The organism is Kribbella sp. NPDC056951, from assembly GCF_042674205.1.
In the GTDB taxonomy this organism is placed as follows: Bacteria; Actinomycetota; Actinomycetes; order Propionibacteriales; family Kribbellaceae; genus Kribbella; species Kribbella yunnanensis.
On the sequence record NZ_JBHUQZ010000022.1, the window covers coordinates 62,570 to 84,954 of the forward strand.

A 22,385-nucleotide genomic window follows, 5' to 3' on the forward strand; every position below is an offset into this window, starting at 1 on the left:
TCACTGTCGGAGAGCTACTCTCCATCGGGAAGTGGGCACCTTGAAGTGCGTACCGAACGACGAGGAGAGCCATGGCGACGCGGACCGCCGCTCAGCGGCGCGAGGACGCAGCCCGCGAGTACGACGTGTTCATGGCGGGATGTCCGGCGCGGAACCTGCTGGACCGGATCGGCTCCAAGTGGGTGTCACTCATCCTGTTCGGACTCGCCGACGGGCCCCAGCGGTACTCCGATCTGTCGCGACGGATCGCAGGTGTCAGTCAGAAGATGCTGACGCAGACTCTGCGCACGTTGGAGCGCGACGGCATGATCACTCGCGCTGTCACGCCCGCCGTGCCGGTGCGGGTCGACTACGAACTCACACCACTCGGCCGGAGCCTGCTCCCACTGGTCGGTGCCATCCGGGAATGGGCTGAGGCGAACATGCCCGAGGTCGAGGCCGCCCGCGACCGGTACGACGCGCTCTGACGTGGGGCTAGGCTCTGGCACCATGGCCGCTTCCAACGACCGCCGCGTGGTCGTCCTCGTGGTCCCCGGCACCCCCACCTGGGCTCCGCCCGGCCGCACTCCTACCGCGTGGCACCACGCCCTCACCGAGGACACGTACGAGCTTCTCGCCGACCTGGCTCAGGTGGACGTGGCGGTCGCAGTGGTCGCCGGTGACTCGCTGACCGCGATCCGCGACCTGACCTGGCCGGGTACGCCGGTCTACGCGGTCTCGGCGGTCAACCCGGTGCTCGAGGCGATCGAACTCGCCGGCCCGGCCGCCGCAGTCGTCGCGGTGAGCCACGACGTACCGGATCTGCCGGGTCTGCTGATCGGCAAGCTGTTCCGCGCACTCGGCTCGGCCGACCTCGCCGTCACGCCCGCAACCGACGGCTCGCTGGCCGCGATCGGTGTGAATCTCCCGATCGCATCCTGGGTGCAGGAAGCTGCCCCGACTTTTGACAGCACCCTCGCCGATCTCGAAGCATGCAAGCCGCGCCGGCATGCCCTTGCCGTCGGCCCCGGTTGGCACCGTCTGCGATCAGCTGCTGACATTGCGCAACTGGATCCGGGCCTCGAGGGCTGGGATGCGACAAGATCTCTACTTCGTCACAACTGACCCGTCACCTTCGTAACAGTCGCTCGTTCTCCATGCAGCGGGGGAGTTGAGCACCGACTGCCGATGCCGTTCAGGGGCGGTGATCGACGAAGAGGTGTCGCACGGGGATCTCACGGGGGGACGCAACACGAGGGGATTGCGTGGGATGCACGACGGGGGGAAGCGGGGGGACACGGGGGTAGCGGGGGATGCGGGGGAACGCACGGGGGGAACGGGGAAGCGGGGGACGAGGGGTGGGACACAGCTCGGGGGAGCACCACCAACGGGGACGAATGATCAGAGCTGGGATGTGGGACGCACCTGACCGCCCCACATCCCAGCTCCGTCACTCAGAAGACGCCAGGTAGCAGCGCGGCGGTCCGGGTGCGGTACGACGAATAGGCGGGCAGCGCGCCGACGAGCACCTGCTCCTCGCGCCGGGCCCGGTAGACCTGCAGCGCCACGAGGATCAGCCAGACGCCACCGGCCACCAGGTTGTCCGCGGCAATGGCCAGACCGAGCGACGACACGATCTCGCCGGTGTACAACGGGTGTCGCACCCACCGGTACGGACCGTGGTCGACGACGTCGCGGGCCTGGGCGATGATCGACAGATTCCGCCCGAGCGTCCACAGCGACCACACGGACCACGCCGTACCGGCGACCAGTAGGACGTCCGCGACCAGCAGCCGTGCCACACCGCCAGATCCCTGTGTGAGTACGGGAAACGCGAACGGGGTCAGGGTCGCCACGATCGCGGCGACGTGCGCGACGACCGACGTACCGGTGGCCTTGGCCGGGCCGCGTCGCAGGTACGCCCAGATGATCACGGCGTAGAACACCGCGACCAGCGCGGTACCGATCCAGCGCAACGCGCCGGCGTCGGACGGCCGGCTCAGGACCATGGCGCCGGCAATCAGCATCAACGTTGCCAGCGGCACCATGACCAGCCGGCCGAGGTCGAGCCGGCGGCGCGACGGAGTGGAGGTGACGACAACCATGATCGGCTACTTTCCGAAGAAGAGCTGGACGATGCTGAGCGCGCCCGGACCGATGATGACGACGAACATCGACGGGAACAGGCAGAACACCAGCGGGAACAGAATCTTGACGGGCACCTTCTGGGCTTTCTCCTCGGCGCGTTGCCGGCGCCGCAACCGCATCTCCTTGGCCTGCTCGCGCAGGACGTCGGCGATCGTGATCCCCAGCTCACCGGCCTGGACCAGCGCCGACACGAACGACCGCAACTCGGGAACGGTCGTCCGCTCGGTCGACGCCCGCAGCGCCTGCGACCGCGACTTGCCGATCTGCATCTCCTGCAGCACCCGGGAGAACTCGGCCGCCAAGGGACCCTTGGTGTTGCGCGCGACCTGAGCCAGCGCGGCGTCGAATCCGAGTCCGGCCTCGACGCAGACGGTCAGCATGTCGAGCGCGTCCGGCAGGGCCCGCTGGATCTTCTGCTGCCGTTTGGTTCCGGCGTTGTACAGCAGGATGTCCGGCAGGAAGAAGCCGGCCGCCGCGCCGACGCCGACCCCGACGACCAGGAGCCCGATCGCGCGGACGCCGTACAGGGCGCCGAGCCCACCGAGGACGAACAAGCCGAGGCCTTTGGCGGCCAGGATCCGGTCCGGCGTCCAGCCGGACGGGTTGCCCGCGAGGTCGAGCCGGCGTTGCAACGTCGTCCCGATGCCGGACGGCGACAGCCGCAACGCGAGCGCGCGGAGCCAGCCGGGCGTGGCGGCGAACCGGTCGGTCGGGGTCTCGGGCTTGACCGACGAGTGCCGTGTGTAGTGGTTGTCGATCGTGGCCAGCGCCCGCGCGACGCCACTCTCGGCGGGCCGCGCGAGGACCCCGGCCACGGCCAGCACGATCGCCACTCCGAGCGCGGCGACGCCGCCGATCAGGAGAAATTCCATCTCACGCCTCCACCTTGATCAGTGCCCGGATCCAGAACGCACCGATGATGGTCAGTACGGCGCTGCCGGCGACCATCATCAGACCGGCCGGTGTGGTGTAGAGCGGCCGCATGTACTCGGGTTTGGTGTACGTCATGAACAGCGCGAGCAGGATCGGCAACGCGACGATGATGTAGCCGGACAGTCGGCCCTCTGCGCTCAGTGCGTGTACATGGCGACGGGTCTGGGCCCGTTCCCGCATGGTGTCGACGGTGTTCTTCAGCACCTCGGCGAGGTTGCCGCCGACCCCACGCTGGATGCGGATCGCCATCACGACCCAGCGCATGTCGTCGGACTCCATCCGCTCGGCGACGTGGTTCAGGCCCTGCTCGAGTTCGACCCCGATCCGGGTCTCGGCGAGCGCCCGGGAGAACTCGCCCGCCGCGGGCTGAGTGCCGTCCCGGACCACCGCGTCGACGGCCTGGGCGACCGAGAACCCGGACCGCAGCGACCCGACGATCAGCTGCAGTACGTCCGGCAGCTGTTCGCTGAACGCGGCCCGCCGCCGGCTGATCCGGATGGTGAGGAATGCGAACTGCAGCAACCAGCCACCGGCCAGCCCGGCCGGCACGCTCAACAGCGGCGGCAGTCCGAGCATCATCGCCAGCACCACGAGCACGGCGGCCGCGCACAGGGTCAGCAACGCCCACTCGGCCGGTTTCCGCTTGATGTCAGCGAGATCGAGCCGCCGCGCGAGTCCTTGCTCGGCTCCGGCCGAACGCAACGCCTGACCGACAAAACCGACCGCAGTCCGCGCAGCGGCGCCCTCGGCCTCAGTGGCAGCGTGTTCGTCACGCCGGGGCCCGTACTGACCGACCTGGTGCAGCAGTTGCCGGGTCGCATCCTCGCGGACCCCCTGCCACCGGACCAGTACAACCCCGAGCAGTACGAACAGGAAGACACCAGACAGCAACGCGAGCAACTGCCACGTCCAAACGGTTCGATGCGGCGGAGGAGTCGGTACGACGGCCTCCGGCGTCGGCGTACTTGTGGGAGTGAGCGCTGCGAAGGTGACTGTGGTCTCGGCGTGGACCGCTCCGACCGTGACCCGCAGCGAGACGCGTTGACCGGCCAGCGCATCGGGGACGAGGACGTCAATGGTCGAGCGGGTGGTGAAGTTGCGAGCAACCTCTGCAAAGGCCGCTGTCAGCTCGCGGGCGCTCTGGGCGGTGAGGGTGCGGCCGCCCGCGGCCGACGCGATCTGTTGGGCTGCTGACCGGTCACCGTTGCCGTAGCGGAAGGCAACCACGTCAGCTGGGATGTGACCGGCTGCCAGTCGTCCGGTGACAGAGCCGAGTGTCGCTTTGCTCGACGTGTCGACGCCATCGGACAGTACGACGAGCCTGCGTTGCGCACCGGCCCCGAGCTGCGTGCTGGCGAGGGCATCGGCCGCCGCCCGCACCGCGTCGTACAGGGCGGTGTCTCCGGAGGCCTGCACTCGAGCGAGTGCGTTGCGGACCGAGTTGCGGCTGGTGGTCGGCTTGACGACAAGCCGAGGTCGGTCGGAGAAGGTGAGCAGTCCGGCGAGCACGTCCCCGGGCAGGCTGTTCACGTAGCTCAGTGCTGCTTGGCGTGCAGCGGCGATACCAGTACCAGCCATCGAACCGCTGCTGTCGAGGACGAGAATCACCGCACGCGTTGGCGCGGTAACGGCCTTGGCACTGCTGATCGGAGTCGCGCGCGACACCAGCGTGGTTTTGCCGGCGGTGACCTGGACAGGCCCGTCGACGTTGGCCGTGGTGAGTACGAGACTGGCGTGTCCCGGGCTGACCTTCACCGACTCGATGCGCACCGACGGATCGCCCGCGGCGAACGCCGTACCGGGAGCGATCGCCAGCAGCACAAGGGCGGCGAGCAGTCGTCTCATCGGGCCACCTCTTCCAGACCGAACATCCGCGGCGGCAGGTAGACACCCTGGTCGGCCAGTCGGTCCAGGAAGCCGGGACGCAGACCTGTCGGCCGCAGCCCGCCACGGAACCACCCGCGCTCGTCCACCCCGGCGTGGAAGTCGAACAGGAACAGGTCCTGCAGGGTGATGACCTCACCCTCCATCCCGGTGACCTCGGTGATGTGAGTGATCCGCCGGGTCCCGTCCTTGAGCCGGGCCTGGTGCACGATCAGGTCGATCGCGGACGACATCTGCTCCCGGATCGCCCGCTGTGGCAGGTCGACACCGGCCATCAGCACCATGGTCTCCAGCCGGGACAGTGAGTCGCGCGGCGCGTTGGAGTGCACGGTGGTGATCGAGCCGTCGTGCCCGGTGTTCATGGCCTGCAACATGTCCAGCGCGGCGCCGTCGCGGACCTCGCCGATGATGATTCGGTCGGGCCGCATCCGCAGCGCATTGCGGACCAGGTCGCGGATCGCGATCTCACCGCGCTTCTCCACGTTCGACGGACGCGACTCCAGCCGCAGTACGTGCTCCTGCCGGAGCTGCAGCTCGGCGGCGTCCTCGATCGTGACGATGCGCTCGTCGTCGGGCAGGAACGACGACAGCACGTTCAGCGTCGTCGTCTTGCCCGAACCGGTGCCGCCGCCGATCAGGATGTTCAGCCGCCCGTGGACACACGCGTGCAGGAGTTCCGCGACCGCCGGCGTCAGCGTGCCGAAGGAGACCAGGTCGGCGACGGTGAACGGGTCGGCGGCGAACTTGCGGATCGTCAGCAACGACCCGTCCAGCGCGATCGGCGGTACGACGGCGTTCACGCGACTGCCGTCGGGCAGCCGGGCGTCGACCATCGGACTCGCGTCGTCGACCCGCCGGCCGACCCGGGACACGATCTTGTCGATCGTGCGCCGCAGATGGCTCTCGTCGGTGAACGCCGCGTCGACCGGCTGCAGCCGTCCGTTGCGTTCGACGTAGATCTGATCGTGGCCGTTGACCATGATCTCGGAGACGCCGGCGTCACGCAGATAGGGCTCGAGCGGACCATGGCCGAGGATCTCGTCGGCGACCTCCTGGGCCACCCGCGCCCGGTCGGCGGCGGTCATCGGGGTGTCGTCGCGCTGCAGGACGGCCTGCAGAGTCTGAGTGACCTGCTGCTCGAGTTCGCGCTGGTCGAGGTGGGCGTCGTACAGCTTGGGACCCAGCGTCTCGAGCAGTCCCTGGTGCACGCTGCGCTTCACACCGGCGAACGGATCCGCATTGCGTGCGGCCCGACGGGGTACGTCGGCCGCCGGCCGCGGCGTCTCCGGACGCGCCTGCGGTGCTTGGCCCTGCCGCTGGGCAAGGCGTTCGGACAGGTCCATCATCGCCTCCCCGAGCCACGCCGGGCGAAGCTCTTGGTCCGCGGCCGGACGGCCTGACCGATCAGGCGTTCGCGGGCGAACCGGGCGATCGCCTGGCTGACCGGATGCGCCGGTGTCGCGAACACGATCGGGGTGCCCTTGTTGGTCGAGATCGGCACGTTTCGGCTCGACGGCACCTGAGCGTTGATCGCAGTGCGCACCACTCGTTCGACATCGCTCGGGGTCAGCCCCACCTTCGAGTCGGACCGGTTGACCACCACTGAGCGGATGTCGCGCGAGTACGACAGCAGGTCGAGCATGTCGAGCGTGATCCGCATGTTCTTCATCGCCGGTGTGTCCGGCGTGGTCAGCAGGACATGGTGATCGGACAGGTCCATCGCGGTCAGCACGTGCTCGCTGAACTGGGCCGGAGTGTCGACCACGACGAAGTCGTACATCCCACGCAGGACCGCGAGCAGTTCGCCGACGAGCGCGGCCGGGATCTTCTCGGCGTCGCCGGGGGTGACCGGCGCCAGCAGCATGTCCAGGCCCGGCCGGTACGGCGTCAGCAGCGACGCGGCGCCGGTCGTGTCGAGATGGCCGGCCATCGGCAGCGCGTCGCTGATCGTCCGGACCGGCTCCAGCAGGACACTGATCGCCACATCGCCGAACGACAGGTCGAGATCCACGACGCACACCCGCTGGACGCCGTCGGCCAGTGCAGCGGCCAGGTTGATCGCGATCGTGGTCTTGCCGCAACCGCCCTTGGCGGAGAACACCGTCACCACCTTGCCGTGCTGGGTGGGCTCTGGCTCTTCGTCGACGTGCATCTCGGACCGAACCCGCCACGACAGCTCCCGGGACCGCTCGCACGCGGCGGTCAGAGCGGTCTGGTCGCCGACGGCAACGACTTCCCGTACGCCGGCTCGCAGGGCTTCGGTGAGCAGTGTGACGTCGACCCGGTCACGGACGAGGATGACGCCCGTGGTCGGCCGCTCCACCCGGAGTTGCTCGGTGAATCCGAGTGCCTCGGTGGTGTCGGCGCCTGGGCCCACGACCACGAGATCTTCGGCAGGATCGTCGTACAGGGCACGGTGGGCAGAGGTGAGGTCGTCGACCGTCCGCACCTCGCCGTCGATGCTTGCGGACAGGTCCTCCGGCCAGGCGGCCGGCTGGCAGAGAATGGTCATCTCAGCGTCCCTTCTTGGCCGGTGGCGGGAACTGCGGTACGGCGTGGTCGTCGGGCTTCACCTGGGCGTTCGGACCGTGCAGCGCCAGGTACGGCAGACCGGTCTGGGTGAGCAGGATCAGCCGTTCGGCGTCGTCCTGGTTGACCGCGACGGTCACCAGAGTCATGTCGCAGCCGCACGCGTTGTTCGGCCGTCCCGAGGTGTTCTGCGAGACGTTGGTGGTCTTGGCGTCGTCCTCGGGCTGCTTCGCCGCGCCGATCGCGATCACCCGCACCTTGGGAATCACGACCCGGGTGTTGCTGATCCCCTTGCCCACTTGCTGTTTGTGCTGGCCGGTGCAGTTCGGCTGCGCGGCGACGTCGGCGTTGTCGCCGGTGACGACCGTGCCGAACACCGCGACCTGCGAGCCGACTGTCACGTTGCCGGCCACCGCTTCCGGGCTGCACAGCGTGATCGTGACGGCAACCTGCCCTTCCGGGATCACGAGCCCGTTCGTCGCCCGCTCGGCGGACACGAGCATCGACCTCAGCATCAACTGACCTGGGCCGACGTCGGACGACATGACCAGGGCGTCCTGGTCCGCCGTCAGCTCCGTGACCGCGTCGGTCGACACCGACGCCGCGGGCAGCGTTTCCTTGCGCAACAACGGTTTCGCGTCCTTGACCGTCGTACCGGACGGGATCGCCTTGTCGGCGACCAGCACGGTGACGGCCTGCTGGCCGGCGACGGCGCGGGCGTCCGCCCGGTTGACGTAGACCAGCACGGCCAGCGTTCCGGACACGGCCAGCGCGACCGCCAGCACGATGGTCACAACTCGACGTTTCATGGGATTCTCTCCTCTGCTGGCAGCACTAGCCGGCAAGCTTGATCGCGGTCGCACCGAAGTAGGTGCCGCCGCCGATGGTGGTGGTGACCGGAACGAGGGCCTGGGTGAAATGGCCGAAGATGCAGGACGGCGTGGTCTTGCCGTTCGGGCAGTCGGCCTTGGAGAAGCCCGCCGGGAAGACGTCCTTGAGCGGGTTCATGTTGGCGTAGCCGGTGAGCACGAAGGCGGCCAGCCCGATCAGGTGGTACGTCGCCCCGCTGCCACTCCCGGTCGTCGTGTCGAAGATCGGGATGAAGATCGGCGCACCGCTCGCGCGGTACGACGTCAACGTGTCCTGACATGCCTGGGAGATGTTCTTGCCGGGATCGTTGCCGCCCACGTAACCGCCCGCGGTCAGGTCGATATCGGCCGTACACGGGCCGCTCTCGGCCAACCAGCCGAACTCGCCAGGCCTGCTCAGACCGGCGCAAGTCGGCGCGCTGGGAGCATCCCGCACGAAGATCCGGACGTTGGTGCCGAACGTCGGGGGAGTACCACCGGTCGCCTGCGTCCAGGCGCAGAGCGACAACGTCATCGCGAGCGACTTCGTGGATTGCAGGGCCGGTCCCCACATGGCGCGGGCGCAGGCGAGGACGGTGCTGCCTTGATAACTGGAGTTGCCGGCGATCGCCCGCGAGAACACCGGCGGCAGCAACGACGACCCGCCGGTTGTCCGGGTCGCAGTGTGTACGTCGACATAGTTCGTACCCGACGCTGGAGCGGTCGGGCAGTCGAGGATCGTCCCCGACGATCCCGGGCAACCCGGCAGGCCGCCTTTGAGGTCGCGGCCGCACACCAGGGTCACGGCGGAAACGCCGTCCTTGGCGTTCAGATTCGCGTAGGTGCCCGCGGTTCCCGGCGTACACGAAGGACCGACGACGCAGCTCTTGGCGACTGCGAGCGAGCCGGCGTCGGCGCCGTTCTGCAGCTCGGCGCGCTCCTGGTACAGCGTGCCGACGTCGATGACGAGGGCACCCATCCCCAGCAGCACCCCGGTGCCCAGCAGCGAGGCGACCAGGACACCGAACGCGCCCCGGTCGTCGGAACCGAGCAGCCGCAGCATCGGGCGGCCGAGCCGTCGCATCATGTTCATGTTTCGCATGGCATGACCCCCTGGGCCGTCAAGGTGACCTGGCCGCTCATGCCGCTGCCACCGAAGAAGCTGACGAGATAACCGAGCCCTGGTGTGAACTGGAAGCTGTAGCTGGTCTGAACCGAACCGTTGCTGGCTGGTCCGGCTCCCGTCGGGCAACTCGACGAGATCGCCACACCGACCGGACTGAGCCCGGTCGCGGCGGCCTGCGTCCGGCTCGAGACGTTCGGCTGCCCGAGTGCCACCAGCCGGGCGCCCTCCCGGGCGGCCTGAGTCAGGGTCTGCTGTGCGTTGAGCATCCGGCCGAAGTCGACGATGCCCATCACGATCAGCAGCAGCATCGGCAGCAGCAACGCGAACTCGACCGCGGTCGCGCCCCGGTCCTCGCGGACTCTGGCAAACATGGGTTCTCCTGGTGAATGAGTCCTGGGGACTTCAGAACGCGCCGATGACGGCTGTGTACAACGCGGCGACCTGGGGTCCGAAGACGACCAGCGCCGGAGCGACGACCACCGCGATCAGCATCAGCAGCAGGCCGTACTCGACCATCGAGGCCCCGCGCTCGTCGTACCGGAGCATTTCTTTGACGAACCTGGTGAGAGTGCGCATCGGTGCTCCTCGAAACAGTGGCGGCCCGGCCGGTGGGCCGGGCCGCGTCACCCACCTGATCTGAGTGGAACGACCCGTCAGAGGCTGCCGGCGACGGTGGTGAACAGGCCGGCGATCGCCGTACCCAGCGGGCCCGCCGCGGCGGCCACGATGACAGCGATCAGAGCGACCAGCAGGCCGTACTCGACCATCGACGCACCGCGCTCGTCGCGACGCAGGCGGCTGGCGTAGGTCCGCACGAAGGCGGTCAGGTTCTTTCGCATGGGAACTCCTCCTTGAGTGGCGGGCTACGAGTCCCACCGATCTGGTCCGGCCGGCTCGGTGCCATCCGGTACCGGAACCGTGCCCGATCGCCGCGGTGTCGCGGGATCGGTCAACCGGTCACGATCGCCCGCCCGACCGGCCGACTCCGGCCCGCGTCGTCCGGCACCCGACCGACCGACAGCCGACATGCCTTGTCCTCCACCCGGATGGCCCTGTCGTCCGGGTGGAGGACACCCGCCCGCCAGTCGGGCAGACCTCCGCCGGCGTCATTCCACGGAGCAGTCAGCCGACCTACCTTGGCCAGCATGAACACGCTGATCTCGACCGGCCCCGCGGGGAGTGGCCTCGCTGGGTGGGTGGTTGCCGGCGCCGTGGTCGGCTTCTTGTCGGCCGCGGTGCTTCGGACGACCGTGTTCCGGCTGTCCGTGCCGTCCGGCGAGCCGCCCCGCACCACGTGCCTGCGTTGTGCGACCGGCGTCAGCGCCATCTTTCGCTGCCCGCGCTGTCATGCGTCGTACGGCGTTCCGCTCGTCCTCGAGTTCGTGACCGCAGCGGTGGCCGGTCTGTTGGCCTGGCGCTTCGCGGGCTCGCCGGTTGCGCCCGCCTTCGTCTTCATCGGCGTGATCGGGGTGGCGCTGGCGGCTGTCGACCTCTCCGTCCAGCGCTTGCCCAACCGGTTGACCGTCCCGCTCTACCCAGGCCTGATCGTGCTGTTCGGCGCGGCCGCGCTGCTCAGCGACCGGGCCGATTTGTTGCTTCGGGCAATCTTCGGCGGGCTGGTCCTCGGTACGGCGTATCTGATCCTCGCGCTGGTCGGTCGCGGCCAGCTCGGAGGTGGCGATGTGAAGCTCGCCGGCGGTATCGGGATCGCCCTCGGTTGGCTGGGCTGGCCGGCCGTCTTCGCCGGGGCGGCGCTCGGGTTCGTCCTGATGGCGGTTGTCTGCCTCGCGCTGCTCGCCGCCCGCCGGATCACCCTGCGACACTCCGTGAGCTTCGGCCCGTTCATGCTCGCCGGCGCGCTCGTCGCCGTACTGCTGAGTGCCGCCGTCCCGACCGCCTGATTATTACGTAGCGTGATATCAATAAGTGCTTTCGGGGAATTTGATTACCAAGCGTTCAACCAACTGGGTGAAAAGCACCGACGAAAATTGCGTAACGGAACTCGGCGAGTCCCCGATCACCCTTACAGAACGTGACAACACGTTGTTCTCCGACTGGGGGCCACGGGGGAGAGAATCCGGGGGGACCGGCTATGCACAACCCAATCACGGTCGTCGTCATCGACGGCCACACGCTAACGAGGTACGGGCTGATCGGGCTCGCCGACGCGGACGACGACATCACGATCGTGGGCGGATGCGCTCTGGCGGCTGAGGCGCCCGCGCTGGTCGCATCCGCTCGCCCGGACGTCGTCGTACTCGATGTCGCACTGCCCGACGCGGACGGATTCCGGCTCGCCCGTGAACTCCGGGACCGGCATGCCGAGCTCGGCATCGTCGTGCTCACGGCCCAGGCCGAGGACGACGTCCTGTTCCGGGCGCTGGAAACCGGCGTCTCGGCCTTCGTTCACAAGACCGCCCCGACCGCCGAGGTCCTCGGAGCGATCCGCCACGCGGCCGTAGCCGCCGCGTCCTTCACCGCCACCGGCCTGGCACACGCCCTGGCTCGCCGCACCCAGGCCGGCCACGTCGGTATGCCAGCGGTGGCAGGCCTCGCGCTCAGCCCGCGTGAGTTTGAAGTCCTCGCCCAACTCGCCACCGGCCGTTCGGTGCCCGCGATCGCCGCAGGCATGTTCGTCAGCGTCTCAACGGCGAAGACCTACGTCTCGCGCGTCTACGACAAGCTCGGCGCGACCAACCGAGCCGCCGCCATCATGACCGCGATGCGCCTGGGCCTGATCACCGCCGAGGTCGACGTCCCGGCCTAAACGGTCAAGCGATGCGCTGCTGGGCGGTGCGGACCAGGTTCCTGACGGTCTGGTCCACTCCATCCGGCAGCGCGTCCATCGCGAACCACGCCAGATCGTGCGACTCCTCGCTGACGACGTACTCAGTCCCACCAGCCGCCGTCACCAGGAACTGCACGTCCAGGTGGAACGCGCCCGCACACCCGCCCGCCAGAATCTCGTGCCGTGACAACAGCAGCGGACGGCTATCGATCGAGAGCCCACCCAACCCCGACTCCTCGGCGGCCTCGCGCAAAGCAGCCCCCACCAGCGTCGAGTCCCCCCGCTCGCAATGCCCACCCAGCTGCAACCAAAGCCCGATCGTCCGATGCAACGTCAGCAACACCCGCTCGCCCGCCCCATCAACCACCAACGCACTAGCCGTCACATGCTCTGGCCGGCACTCCCGCCACATCCCGTCCGCGTGCGCCTCGAGATGCCGCAGGTAATGCTCCCGCAACCCCTCCTGCTCCCCATCCGGCGCATCCCACCCCGTCAAAACCCCAACCGCATCCGCAACCAACACCCACCCAGCATCCCAACCACCCCACTGCACAGAGCGTGGTGGGGTCGGACGGGCCGCCGCCCCACCCCGGAAAGCGTGGTGGGTCGGATGGGCCGCCACCCCACCCCCGGTTGAGGGAGCCGGGTCCGCGCCCTCAACCGCGTGTGGCGGTTACTTGGGGTCGGTGCCCTCGTCGGTTGGGGGGTTGTCGAGGAAGTCGGTGATGTCGATGTCCGAGAGTTCGCCGGCGTGCTGGGCGAAGCCGATGGGGTCGTCGAGGTCTGAGGTGCTGGGGAGGAGGTCGGGGTGGGACCAGAGGTTGTCGCGGCCGTCGATGCCTCGGGCATCGCGGACGGCGGCCCAGAGGTTGGCGGCGTCGCGGAGACGGCGGGGACGCAGTTGCAGTCCAACCAGGGTGGCGAACGTCTGCTCGGCGGGACCACCGGCCGCGCGACGGCGACGTACGGTCTCGGCTAGTTGGATGGCGGCCGGCATCCGATCCTTGGTTGCCTGCCGTACGACGTCGTCCACCCAGCCCTCGACGAGTGCGAGCGCGGTCTCCAGCCGGGCGAGTGCCGCCTTCTGCTGCTCGGAGTCCTCGGGCTCGAACAGCCCACCGGCGAGTGCCTCCTGCATGGCTTCCGGGTTCTGCGGGTCGATATCGGCCATCGCGCGCTCGATCTTGCCGCGGTCGACCTCGATACCGGCCGCGTAGTCGGCGACGGCAGCGAACAGGTGCTGTCGCAGCCACGGCACACCGGCGAACAACCGCTGGTGCGCGACCTCACGCAGTGCGAGGTAGAGCCGGACGTCCTCGTCCGCCAGCTCCAACCCCTCGGCGAACTTCACGATGTTGTCCGGCAGCAGAACAGCCTGACCCGTCGGTCCGAGCGGCAGGCCGATGTCCGACGAGCTCACCACTTCACCGGCCAGCTCACCGAGCGCCTGACCGACCTGGGCACCGAAGATCGACCCACCGAGCTGGCGCAGCATCCCCGCCATCGGCCCCGCGAGCTGCTGGGCCTCCGCAGGCAAGGCGCCGCCCATCGCGCCGGCGACGTGCTCAGCGACCGGGTCGACGACCGTCTGCCACACGGGCAGCGTGTTCTCGACCCACTCGGCGCGGCTCCAGGCCGCGGACGTCGTGGAGACCTCGGGGAGCGTGGTGGCCTCGTCCAGCCAGTGCTCGGCCAGCCGGACGGCGTCGGCGACCCGGTCGGAGTCGGTCGCGGTGATCGACCGGTCACCGGCTGCTGACACCGTCTTGCGGGCGATGTCCTTGGCCAGGTCCCAGTTCACCGGCCTGCCGTCGGTCGAACCGCTCAGCAGCTGCTGGACCTGCGCGAAGATCGCGTTCAGGTCCGGCGTGCCACCCGCGCCGGCCGCACCGGAGAACTGCTGGAACATGGCCTCGAACGGAGTTCCCTTGAACGGGTTGTCCGGTTCGTCGCTCATCGGAGTGGCCTTCCTGTGCGGGTACGGCGTACAACTCCAACGTACTGGTTCATCCGGTCGGTTCCGCCCCCGGCGAACGGGGGTGTGCTGTTCGGCGCTGGAGTACCAAGGGAGAATAGGGACATGAGCGACGCGATCAGGCTGCTGGACATCCGTGCGGATGCGCTGTCCAGCGACGAGGTGCTGGCCGCTGTGTCCGACCCCACAGCGGGCGGGACGGCTCTTTTCGTCGGGACCGTGCGCAACCACGACCAGGCCAAACCGGTCGATCGGCTGAGCTACGAGGCCCATCCGGACGCACTGAAGCACCTGCGCTTGGTGGCCGAGCGGATCTGCGCAGACCCGGCGGTGACAGCTCTGGCGGCCGTTCATCGGATCGGTGACCTGAAGATCGGGGACGCCGCGGTGATAGTTGCCGTCGCCGCTTCGCATCGAGAGGTCGCGTTCGCCGCGTGCCGGCAGTTGATCGACGATCTCAAGTCCGAGGTCCCGATTTGGAAACACCAGCACTTCGCCGACGGTGCCAGCGAGTGGGTCGGCGCACACTGACCCGTACGCTGGGCGCATGAAGGTGGCCGGATGAAGGTTTTGGCGTGGCTGGTGTTCCCGCTGGCCGCCACAGTCCTGGCCATGTGCTGGGCCGCGTGGCGTGGCCGAAACCGTGGTCCGCGCCGGTCGGCCGGTGCCTTCGCCTCGGTCGAGGACTTCCGCCGCTTCAGCGACGCCCTGGCTGCTCCCGGCCCCGAGGCGACCCCGCGCCGCCGCCCGCTCAAGTCCCGGCTGACCAGCCGGCGTGCGTCACGCAACGCTTCGGACACGGCGGGGACGGTCACCGGGGCCCGGTCGTTGGGTTCGGTAGCGGGGCAAGCCGGCAAGAAGCTCGGTTCGGCCGAGACGTTGGATTCCACCAAGACCGCAGGGCAGGGTTCGTGACACGTCGTACCGCCACATTGGTCACTTCGATCGTCGTGCTCGTCCTCTCGCTCGGACTGCTCACCGCGTTCCCGGTGCCGTTCGTCTCGTTCAGCCCGGGGCCGGTCAAGGACACCCTCGGGACGTCGAAGAACAAGCCGGTCATCGAGATCACCGGCTACGACACCTTCCCGACCACCGGCCAGCTCGACCTGACCACGGTCTCGGTCACCTCGCCGGACCGTGAGTTGACCCTTCCGCAGGCGATGCGGAACTGGCTCGACCCGCACCACGACCTGTTCCCGCGCGACATCATCTACCCGCCGGACCAGAGCGCCGACGAGGTCGAGGAGCAGAACACCGCGGAGATGACCGGCTCGCAGGACAGCGCGGTCGCGGCCGCGTTGCAGGCCGCGAAGGTCCCCTTCCACACGAAGGTCGCGACGGTGTCGAAGGGATCTCCCGCCGACGGCAAGCTGAAGCCCGGTGATGTCGTCCTGAAGGTCGACGGTCAGCCGATGACCCAGATCCCGCAGGTCGGCGACGCTGTCCGCAAGCACAAGGTCGGCGACACTGTCACGTTCCTGATCCGCCGGGACAAGAAGGAGCAGACGGTCGAGCTGAAGACCGCGGGCACCCCCGGCGAGGAGACCCGCCCGATGGTCGGCATCACGATCGGGGTCGACTCCCAGGTCAAGGTGACGGTCAATCTCGGGCAGGACATCGGCGGCCCGAGCGCCGGGACGGCCTTCGCCCTGGCCATCTACGACAAGCTGACCCCCGGTCCGCTGCTGGCCGGCAAGCACGTCGCCGGTACCGGCACGATCGACGCGCTCGGCCAGGTCGGCGCCATCGGCGGTATCCAGCAGAAGATCGCCGGCGCCAAGGAGGACGGCGCCACGGTGTTCCTGGTGCCGGCCCAGAACTGTGCGGCCGCGCTGCATGCCGGCGTGAAGGGCATTCAGCTGGTGAAGATCAGCACCCTGGACGACGCGATCGCCGGACTGCAGGCGGTCAGCAGTGGGAAGGGTGACGTTCCCGGATGTACGCCCTGAGTCATCGAGAAGAATCTGCCGGCCGAAGGAGAGATCTGGCGGTATGGAATCCGTAGGCATCCTGCCTCCTGACGCGCTCAGCCGAGCGGTGATAGAGATCGAGAAGCACGTGAGCAGCGCGGGCTGGGACCAGCCCGCGCAATTGTTCGCGCTGGTCCCCACTGACGATCTGCTGCGGGCCGAGCCCCAGTTGGCCGCCGAGCTCGGGGCCGACGACCTGTCCCAGCCGCTCACCCCGGTCGCCCAGGGCGAGCTGCCCGGTGTGCTCGAGGACGAGCACCTGGCCGACGCGCTGGCCCGGATCGAGTGGCCCGACGGTGTCAGCGGTTGCGCTCTCGCCATCGAGCGAATCGTTCTCCCCGCCGCGGCCGAGGCGGGTCTGTCCGCCACCGAGACCGACGCCGAGCTCGCCCGGATGGCGGGCAGTGATCCACGCCGCCACGAAGTCCGGATGGTCGCGGCCGTCCTGCGTGAGGGCGACCGCTTCGGCGCCGTCCGGCTGCGCTCCCACGACGAGGACAGCGCCGTACTCACCGGCACCGACTTGGTCCCCACGCTGTGCGAAGTACTGTCATTGACATTCGAACCCTCGACCGGCGAGCTGCCGGGCGCGGGTCCTGGGGTCGACGGCAGCAGTGACGACGAGGAGAACCGACCATGAGTGACGGCGTCTACGACATGCCGGACGAGCCGCGTCGGGCGGATCGAAATCCCGGGCGACGCCCACGGGCGTTGCTGCCGACGATCGCGACCCTGATCGTGCTGCTGATCCTGTTCAGCGTCTTCACCGACGTCTGGACGCAGCGTCTCTGGTACCGCTCGGTCGACCTCGGCTCGGTGTTCAGCACCGTCCTGGGCACCCGAGTGCTGCTGTTCGTCGTGGTCGGCCTGGTGATGGCCGCCGCGGTCGTGGCGAACGTCGTGGTGGCCTTCCGGACCCGGCCGCGGGTGGCACTCGCACCATCGCCGAGCCCAGGCTTCGAGCGGTACGGCGATCTGCTCCAGCAGCGCGGCAAGATCGCGATCGGCGTGGTCGCCGTACTGATGCTGATCTTCGGCGGTTCGGCCGCGTCGGGTGAGTGGAAGGTCTTCCTCGCCTGGCGGAACCGGACGCCGTTCGGTGTCACCGACCAGCACTTCAACAAGGACATCGCGTTCTTCGTCTTCGACTACCCGTGGCTGCGCGTGCTGCTCGGCTTCGGCTACTCGATCGTGCTGCTGTCGCTGGTCGCCGCGATCATCACCCACTACCTGTACGGCGGCTTCCGCCCGTCGGCCAAGGGGCAGAAGGCTTCGGGCGCGGCGCAGGTGCAGTTCTCGGTGCTGCTGGGTCTGCTCGTCCTGCTGAAGGCATTCAGCTACTGGCTCGACCGCTACGGCCTCACCACCGGCAAGGCACGGTTGTTCACCGGTATCTCCTATACCGGCGACAACGCCGTCCTGCCCAGCAAGGAGATCTTGGCTGTCATAGCCGTGCTGTGTGCCGTGCTGTTCTTCGCGAACGTGGTCCGGCGGACCTGGTTGCTGCCCGGCGTGGGCACGGTGGTGCTGATCCTGTCGGCGATCCTCCTCGGCGCTCTCTGGCCGGCCGCGCTGCAGCAGTTGCGCGTCCGCCCGAGCGAGCCCGTGAAGGAAGCGCCGTACATCGACAAGAACATCGCGGCGACCCGGCAGGCCTACGGGCTGCAGGGCACCGAAGTCATCGACTACAAGGCGAAGACGACGGCCACGCCCTCGGAGCTGGCCCAGGACGCCGAGGTGCTGCCCGGTATCCGGCTGATCGACCCCAGTGTCGTCGGCCCGACCTTCGAGCAGTTGCAGCAGGTGCGTGGCTTCTACTCGTTCCCGACCGATCTGGACGTCGACCGCTACAAGATCGGCAACAAGACCGCCGACACCGTGATCGCGGTCCGCGAGGTGCAGATCGACAAGCTGCCGGCCGGCCAGCGCAACTGGAACAACGACCACACCGTCTACACCCACGGCTACGGGGTGGTCGCCGCGAACGGCAACCAGCGCGCCGCGGACGGTACGCCGGTCTGGACGGAGAAGGACCTGCCGCCGACCGGACAACTCGGGGACTACGAACCCCGCATCTACTTCGGCGAGAAGTCCCCGGACTACTCGATCGTCGGTGGCCCGAAGGGCGGCCAGGCCGTCGAGCTGGACACCCCGGAGGGGACGACCGGCGGTAACCCGACGCTGAACACCTACGACGGCAAGGGCGGCGTCGGGATCGGCAGCTTCGGGAACCGGTTGCTCTACGCCACCAAGTTCCGCGACGCCAACCTGCTGCTGTCCAGCCGGGTGAACTCGGACTCGAAGATCCTCTATGACCGCACCCCGCGCGAGCGGGTCGAGAAGGCGGCGCCGTGGCTGACACCGGACGGTGACCCGTACCCGGCGATCGTCGACGGACAGGTCGTCTGGATCGTCGACGGCTACACCACCTCGGCGAACTACCCCTACGCGCAGAAGGTCGCCCTGGACGACAGCACCCGGGACACCACCACGGGCCGCGGCACGATCGCGCAGCAGCCGAGCGAGGAGATCAACTACATCCGCAACTCGGTCAAGGCGGTCGTGAACGCCTACGACGGCTCGGTCGAGCTGTACGCGTGGGACGAGAGCGACCCGGTGCTGAAGACCTGGATGAAGGCCTTCCCGAACACCGTCAAGCCGCGCTCGGACATCTCGCCGGACCTGATGTCGCACCTGCGCTACCCGGAGGACATGTTCAAGGTCCAGCGCGACCTGCTGGCCAAGTACCACGTGACGGACTCGACCACCTGGTACCAGAACAGCGACCTGTGGCGCGTGCCGGCCGACCCGACCGCGGCGGTCACGGCGAACACGGATTCGTCGGTGCAAAACAATCAGCCTCCGTTCTATCTCTCACTGCGGATGCCCGGTCAGACGGACCCCAAGTTCTCGCTGACCTCGGTCTACGTGCCGAACGCGGAGCGGGAGAACCTCACCGCGTTCATGGCGGTCGATGCCGAGGCGACCTCGAAGGACTACGGCAAGTTCCGGATCCTCCGATTGCCCGGCAACGTGCAGATCCCCGGGCCCGGGCAGGTGTACACCAAGTTCCAGACCGACGACGGGATCAGATCGGCGCTCCTCCCGATCAACCAGCCGTCCAGCGGGACGAAAGCACAGTTCGGCAACCTGCTCACCCTTCCGTTGGGTGGTGGTCTGCTCTACGTGCAGCCCGTCTACTCGGTCCGGACCGGTGGAGCCGGTAGCTATCCGGTGCTGCGCTACGTCCTGGTCTCCTTCGGTGATCGGGTCGCCTACGGTTCGACATTGCAGGAGGCGCTGACCAAGGTCTTCGACACCACCGTCGACACCGGCGAGGACCCGAAGCCGCCGACGAACCAGCCGCCCGCGAACCAGACGATCAAGGAAGCCCTCACCGAGGCACAGGCGGCCTACACCGCCGCGCAAACTGCCTTGAAGGCTGGTGACCTGGCCGGCTACGCGCGAGAGATCGACAAGATGAAGGCCGCAGTCGATCGAGCCGCCGCCGCAGGCGCCGCACCGACTCCGACCCCGAGCGCGAACCCCTCAGGGACACCGTCGACCGCGCCTTCCACCCCGCCGAGCTCACCCACCGGCTGATCCCGGCGACCAACAGCAGTTCACCAGAGGCGGTGACACCGGCAACGACCGGGGTCACCGCCTCTCGCATTGACCAGCAGCGCAGGTTCGAAGGCGTCAGCCGCCAACGCCTCCCGGCACCGCCCGTGATGGTTGCTGAGAGCAACCACATCGACATACTCGGGGCTGACGGGTTGCGGTTGCTGGTCATGGTCATGGTCATGGCGGGTGGCGGGTGGCTGGGTTGGGCATGGGGAGGTCCGCGGGCCGGCCTGGGGCCGGCTGCCGCGGTGGTGTTGGTGGAAAGAGGCTGGTGGTTCTTACGGTCCGGCTGTTGGGGCGGCGTTGGTGGACCAGGGATCGGTCTGGTCGGGGACCAGGGAGGTCAATCGGGCCTTGAGCGCCTCACGGATAGCAGCCAGTGCCGGGTTGGGAAGAGTGCTGGCTGCCGGCAGCCGACCGGGCTGCTCGTGAGTCGGCGTGGTGCTCGGAGCGACCCGACCAGCGCCGACCAGACCAGCATCGGCGCTGCTTGCACTCGCGCTGCTGGTGGGGGCAGGGGTGACCCAGCCGATCAGGGCCGCGAGCGTGTCGCGGTCCGTCATCGGTGGTGGATCGGCCCAGGAGGGGCGGGTGACCTGGACGCCGGCTGTAGTGATCGAGATGGCCCATTGGCCGTTGTGGACGGCGCGGTGGTGGGCCGCACACAGCAACGCGAGGTTTTGGAGGCTGGTGGGTCCTCCCTCAGCCCAGTGGATGATGTGGTGGGCGTGGCACATCCAAGGTGGGGCTTTGCAGATGACGCAGCCTTTGTCGCGTTTGTTGAGGGCTCGGCGGATGTAGCGGTTGACGAAGCGTTGTTCGGTGCCGACGTCGAGGGGTTGGGAGTCGCCGCCTAGGACGATGGGCAGGACGGCTGCGTCACAGGCGAGGAGGCGCACCGCACCGGCCGAGAGGTTGTTGCCGAAGACGAGTTCGCCTACCGCGCCGCTCGTCGTACCGGTGCTGCCGCCGAGGGCGACCGGAGCAGCGGCGAGGGTGGCGGCTTTGAGGTCGTTGAAGTCGATGGTGACGGTCAGGTGCGGGACGCCTGGGTAGTCGCGGTTGCCGGCGGCGGCGTCCATGGTCGCCTTCAGGGCGTCGGCCTGTCGCTGGTCGAGAGTGCGCGGGTCTGGTTCGCCGTCGATCGTCTTGTGTGGCTTGGACAGCTGGTGCATCTGAGTCTTGAATTGTTCGCCGCTGGCACCGGCCAGGAATCCGTGGAACTTGACGCCGCCTTCGGTCTGCCGGAGCCGCAGGTACTCTTTCGCGATCGCTTCGTCCTCGGCCGGCTCCGGGCCGTCGGTGTCCAGTCTCGTGAGCACCGTCTGGCCGAACTCGCTGAGCTGGCGGGGGTTGGAGACGCGCGCGGCTTCGATCATTTGTTCTTCGGCGACGGTCAGGGTCTCGACCGGGACGGACGCGGGGGCCTTTTCCAGTGTCCCGACGATGATCTTGGCCAGCTCAGGAGACACGGCCGACGGCTTCGACGGATCGGCGGGATCTGGTAGCGCGGCCGCCACGACCGGGTACTTGCGCAGTGCAGTGGTGAAGGTGAGGTCTTTGCGGACGTCGGCGCGGTCGAGGCGGTAGCGTTCGGAGACCAGTTCGACGGTGTCGCGGGCGCCGAGTTCGCTTGCGGTGCCCATTTCGTCGAGGCGGCCGAGGATCTGGAGTTCGTAGGTTTTGAGCAGGGCTTTGGCGGTCTGCACGGTGTCCAGAGCGGTCAGCAGTTCGCTGCTGCTCTGGGTGTACACCGGGGGCATCGCCAAGATCTCCATACTCAAAGCTTAGACACCTCCACCGACAGTTTTCGAGCTCAGAAGGCCTTATTTGTAAGGGATGTGTGGGCTGTTGGTGTGGGCTCGTTGCTCGCTCAACTTGCCCACAGGTCGCCCGCCAAGGCGTGTGAGTGCGGCTGACTCCGTCTTGTGGGGTACGGCAGGGCTGGGGTTTCACTCGGGTGCGGCCGGGAACCTACGGCGCTGGTTGCTCGCCGCTGCGGCCGGCTTACAGAGGAGGTGTGGCGGGCGCCGGCCTATGGCTGGGCCGATTGGCGAGGTCGGCGGTCAGAGGTGCGCGTTACCTGGGGCTGACGGGCTTGGGTTGCTGCCGAGGGACGAGGCAGTCTGTCAGCCAACCCATCGCGGTGGTTTCTGCTGTTGCACGGATGCCGACTGCCAGCCCCGTGCGGCAGTCACCCATCCGCGAACCTTTACCCGCACCCGTTCGTTCCCGAAATCTGCAGTGCGGGGCGCATATTGGGCCTGTCCGGCACAAGATGCACCGCGCTCCACCTCCCACCGCGGTCCGACAGGTGAGCCCGCCCGAACCGCCGCCCCTTTGCGCGAGGTGTGTGGAACATACCTGTCTGCCGCAGCGGCGAACAACCAGCGCCGCACACCCCGGCCGCATGGCAGCGAACCTCAGCCACCGCCCGCCGTACCCAACCCACACATCAAGCACAAGAGCCCCGTTTGGTGGGTGAACCCCAATGCCGCTTAGTTAGGGCTGTGGGGTGGTTGTCAACTGTCGAGGATGTGGATGGTGTGGGTGGTTTTGTAGGTGTTGCGGTCGGTGGTGG

General features: G+C 68.3%; 23 protein-coding genes. 9 read left to right on the forward strand and 14 right to left on the reverse strand.

Annotated features, from left to right (window positions below; translation table 11 throughout):
* The first annotated feature begins 71 nt into the window (after nucleotides 1-71).
* A complete protein-coding gene (locus ACFTSF_RS41470; RefSeq protein ID WP_380161097.1) occupies nucleotides 72-467 on the forward strand; it encodes a winged helix-turn-helix transcriptional regulator in 396 nt (131 codons plus the stop codon).
* A gap of 22 nt (nucleotides 468-489) precedes the next feature.
* Nucleotides 490-1,104, forward strand: a complete 615-nt coding sequence (locus tag ACFTSF_RS41475) for a hypothetical protein (RefSeq protein WP_380161099.1) — start codon at nucleotides 490-492, stop codon at nucleotides 1,102-1,104.
* A gap of 329 nt (nucleotides 1,105-1,433) precedes the next feature.
* Here ACFTSF_RS41475 and ACFTSF_RS41480 read toward each other — a convergent pair whose 3' ends face one another.
* The 11 genes from ACFTSF_RS41480 to ACFTSF_RS41530 all read right to left on the reverse strand — a co-directional run bounded on the left by ACFTSF_RS41480 (nucleotide 1,434) and on the right by ACFTSF_RS41530 (nucleotide 10,594).
* Entirely contained in the window at nucleotides 1,434-2,084 is a 651-nt protein-coding gene (locus ACFTSF_RS41480) for a methyltransferase family protein (protein WP_380161101.1), read from the reverse strand.
* Nucleotides 2,085-2,090: 6 nt separating this feature from the next.
* Nucleotides 2,091-2,999 (reverse strand): type II secretion system F family protein, encoded by a 909-nt coding sequence (locus ACFTSF_RS41485; RefSeq protein WP_380161103.1) that lies wholly within the window; start codon nucleotides 2,997-2,999, stop codon nucleotides 2,091-2,093.
* A gap of 1 nt (nucleotide 3,000) precedes the next feature.
* On the reverse strand, nucleotides 3,001-4,905 hold the full coding sequence (locus ACFTSF_RS41490) for a VWA domain-containing protein (RefSeq protein ID WP_380161104.1): 1,905 nt from the start codon (nucleotides 4,903-4,905) through the stop codon (nucleotides 3,001-3,003).
* Nucleotides 4,902-6,287: a CpaF family protein gene (locus ACFTSF_RS41495; protein ID WP_380161106.1), complete on the reverse strand. Its 1,386-nt coding sequence runs from the start codon at nucleotides 6,285-6,287 to the stop codon at nucleotides 4,902-4,904. The genes ACFTSF_RS41490 and ACFTSF_RS41495 overlap by 4 nt, the downstream gene beginning before the upstream one ends.
* The gene (locus ACFTSF_RS41500) at nucleotides 6,287-7,456 is read right to left on the reverse strand and encodes a CpaE family protein (protein WP_380161108.1); all 1,170 of its coding nucleotides are present in this window, start codon (nucleotides 7,454-7,456) and stop codon (nucleotides 6,287-6,289) included. The genes ACFTSF_RS41495 and ACFTSF_RS41500 overlap by 1 nt, the downstream gene beginning before the upstream one ends.
* Nucleotide 7,457: 1 nt before the next feature.
* Nucleotides 7,458-8,282, reverse strand: a complete 825-nt coding sequence (gene cpaB / locus ACFTSF_RS41505; protein WP_380161110.1) for a Flp pilus assembly protein CpaB — start codon at nucleotides 8,280-8,282, stop codon at nucleotides 7,458-7,460.
* A gap of 25 nt (nucleotides 8,283-8,307) precedes the next feature.
* Entirely contained in the window at nucleotides 8,308-9,414 is a 1,107-nt protein-coding gene (locus ACFTSF_RS41510) for a TadE/TadG family type IV pilus assembly protein (protein WP_380161112.1), read from the reverse strand.
* On the reverse strand, nucleotides 9,411-9,818 hold the full coding sequence (locus ACFTSF_RS41515; RefSeq protein ID WP_344143782.1) for a TadE/TadG family type IV pilus assembly protein: 408 nt from the start codon (nucleotides 9,816-9,818) through the stop codon (nucleotides 9,411-9,413). Before ACFTSF_RS41515 ends, ACFTSF_RS41510 begins: the two co-directional genes overlap by 4 nt.
* Before the next feature lie 31 nt (nucleotides 9,819-9,849).
* On the reverse strand, nucleotides 9,850-10,023 hold the full coding sequence (locus ACFTSF_RS41520) for a Flp family type IVb pilin (RefSeq protein WP_344143785.1): 174 nt from the start codon (nucleotides 10,021-10,023) through the stop codon (nucleotides 9,850-9,852).
* 77 nt (nucleotides 10,024-10,100) lie between these two features.
* The gene (locus ACFTSF_RS41525) at nucleotides 10,101-10,286 is read right to left on the reverse strand and encodes a Flp family type IVb pilin (protein ID WP_344143787.1); all 186 of its coding nucleotides are present in this window, start codon (nucleotides 10,284-10,286) and stop codon (nucleotides 10,101-10,103) included.
* Between the two features lie 110 nt (nucleotides 10,287-10,396).
* A complete protein-coding gene (locus ACFTSF_RS41530; RefSeq protein ID WP_380161116.1) occupies nucleotides 10,397-10,594 on the reverse strand; it encodes a hypothetical protein in 198 nt (65 codons plus the stop codon).
* On the opposite strand from ACFTSF_RS41530, the gene ACFTSF_RS41535 reads away from it, so the two are divergent.
* Nucleotides 10,593-11,348, forward strand: coding sequence for a prepilin peptidase (locus tag ACFTSF_RS41535; RefSeq protein WP_380161118.1), 756 nt, complete (start codon nucleotides 10,593-10,595; stop codon nucleotides 11,346-11,348). The two genes, ACFTSF_RS41530 and ACFTSF_RS41535, sit on opposite strands and share 2 nt — an antisense overlap.
* Nucleotides 11,349-11,539: 191 nt before the next feature.
* Complete coding sequence (locus ACFTSF_RS41540) at nucleotides 11,540-12,214, forward strand: response regulator transcription factor (protein ID WP_344143791.1); 675 nt, start codon at nucleotides 11,540-11,542, stop codon at nucleotides 12,212-12,214.
* 4 nt (nucleotides 12,215-12,218) lie between these two features.
* Here the strand turns inward: ACFTSF_RS41540 and ACFTSF_RS41545 are convergent, their stop codons facing one another.
* Together ACFTSF_RS41545 and ACFTSF_RS41550 are read right to left on the reverse strand one after the other, a co-directional pair.
* Nucleotides 12,219-12,758 carry an NUDIX hydrolase gene (locus tag ACFTSF_RS41545; RefSeq protein WP_380161120.1) on the reverse strand — a complete coding sequence of 180 codons (540 nt, stop codon included), beginning with the start codon at nucleotides 12,756-12,758 and terminating at the stop codon, nucleotides 12,219-12,221.
* Nucleotides 12,759-12,908: 150 nt separating this feature from the next.
* Complete coding sequence (locus ACFTSF_RS41550; RefSeq protein ID WP_380161122.1) at nucleotides 12,909-14,192, reverse strand: zinc-dependent metalloprotease; 1,284 nt, start codon at nucleotides 14,190-14,192, stop codon at nucleotides 12,909-12,911.
* Nucleotides 14,193-14,315: 123 nt separating this feature from the next.
* Between ACFTSF_RS41550 and ACFTSF_RS41555 the strand changes: the two genes are divergently transcribed.
* Genes ACFTSF_RS41555 through ACFTSF_RS41575 form a run of 5 tightly spaced genes read left to right on the forward strand, consistent with a single transcriptional unit; the run spans nucleotide 14,316 to nucleotide 19,783 of the window.
* A complete protein-coding gene (locus tag ACFTSF_RS41555) occupies nucleotides 14,316-14,741 on the forward strand; it encodes a molybdenum cofactor biosynthesis protein MoaE (protein WP_380161124.1) in 426 nt (141 codons plus the stop codon).
* Nucleotides 14,742-14,771: 30 nt separating this feature from the next.
* Nucleotides 14,772-15,125 carry a hypothetical protein gene (locus tag ACFTSF_RS41560; protein WP_344143799.1) on the forward strand — a complete coding sequence of 118 codons (354 nt, stop codon included), beginning with the start codon at nucleotides 14,772-14,774 and terminating at the stop codon, nucleotides 15,123-15,125.
* Nucleotides 15,122-16,159: a PDZ domain-containing protein gene (locus tag ACFTSF_RS41565; RefSeq protein ID WP_344143801.1), complete on the forward strand. Its 1,038-nt coding sequence runs from the start codon at nucleotides 15,122-15,124 to the stop codon at nucleotides 16,157-16,159. The genes ACFTSF_RS41560 and ACFTSF_RS41565 overlap by 4 nt, the downstream gene beginning before the upstream one ends.
* A gap of 43 nt (nucleotides 16,160-16,202) precedes the next feature.
* Nucleotides 16,203-16,820, forward strand: coding sequence for a PPA1309 family protein (locus ACFTSF_RS41570; RefSeq protein ID WP_380161127.1), 618 nt, complete (start codon nucleotides 16,203-16,205; stop codon nucleotides 16,818-16,820).
* Nucleotides 16,817-19,783 (forward strand): UPF0182 family protein, encoded by a 2,967-nt coding sequence (locus tag ACFTSF_RS41575; RefSeq protein ID WP_380161129.1) that lies wholly within the window; start codon nucleotides 16,817-16,819, stop codon nucleotides 19,781-19,783. Before ACFTSF_RS41570 ends, ACFTSF_RS41575 begins: the two co-directional genes overlap by 4 nt.
* Before the next feature lie 299 nt (nucleotides 19,784-20,082).
* Here the strand turns inward: ACFTSF_RS41575 and ACFTSF_RS41580 are convergent, their stop codons facing one another.
* Nucleotides 20,083-21,582: a DUF222 domain-containing protein gene (locus ACFTSF_RS41580; protein ID WP_380161131.1), complete on the reverse strand. Its 1,500-nt coding sequence runs from the start codon at nucleotides 21,580-21,582 to the stop codon at nucleotides 20,083-20,085.
* Between the last annotated feature and the right edge of the window lie 803 nt (nucleotides 21,583-22,385).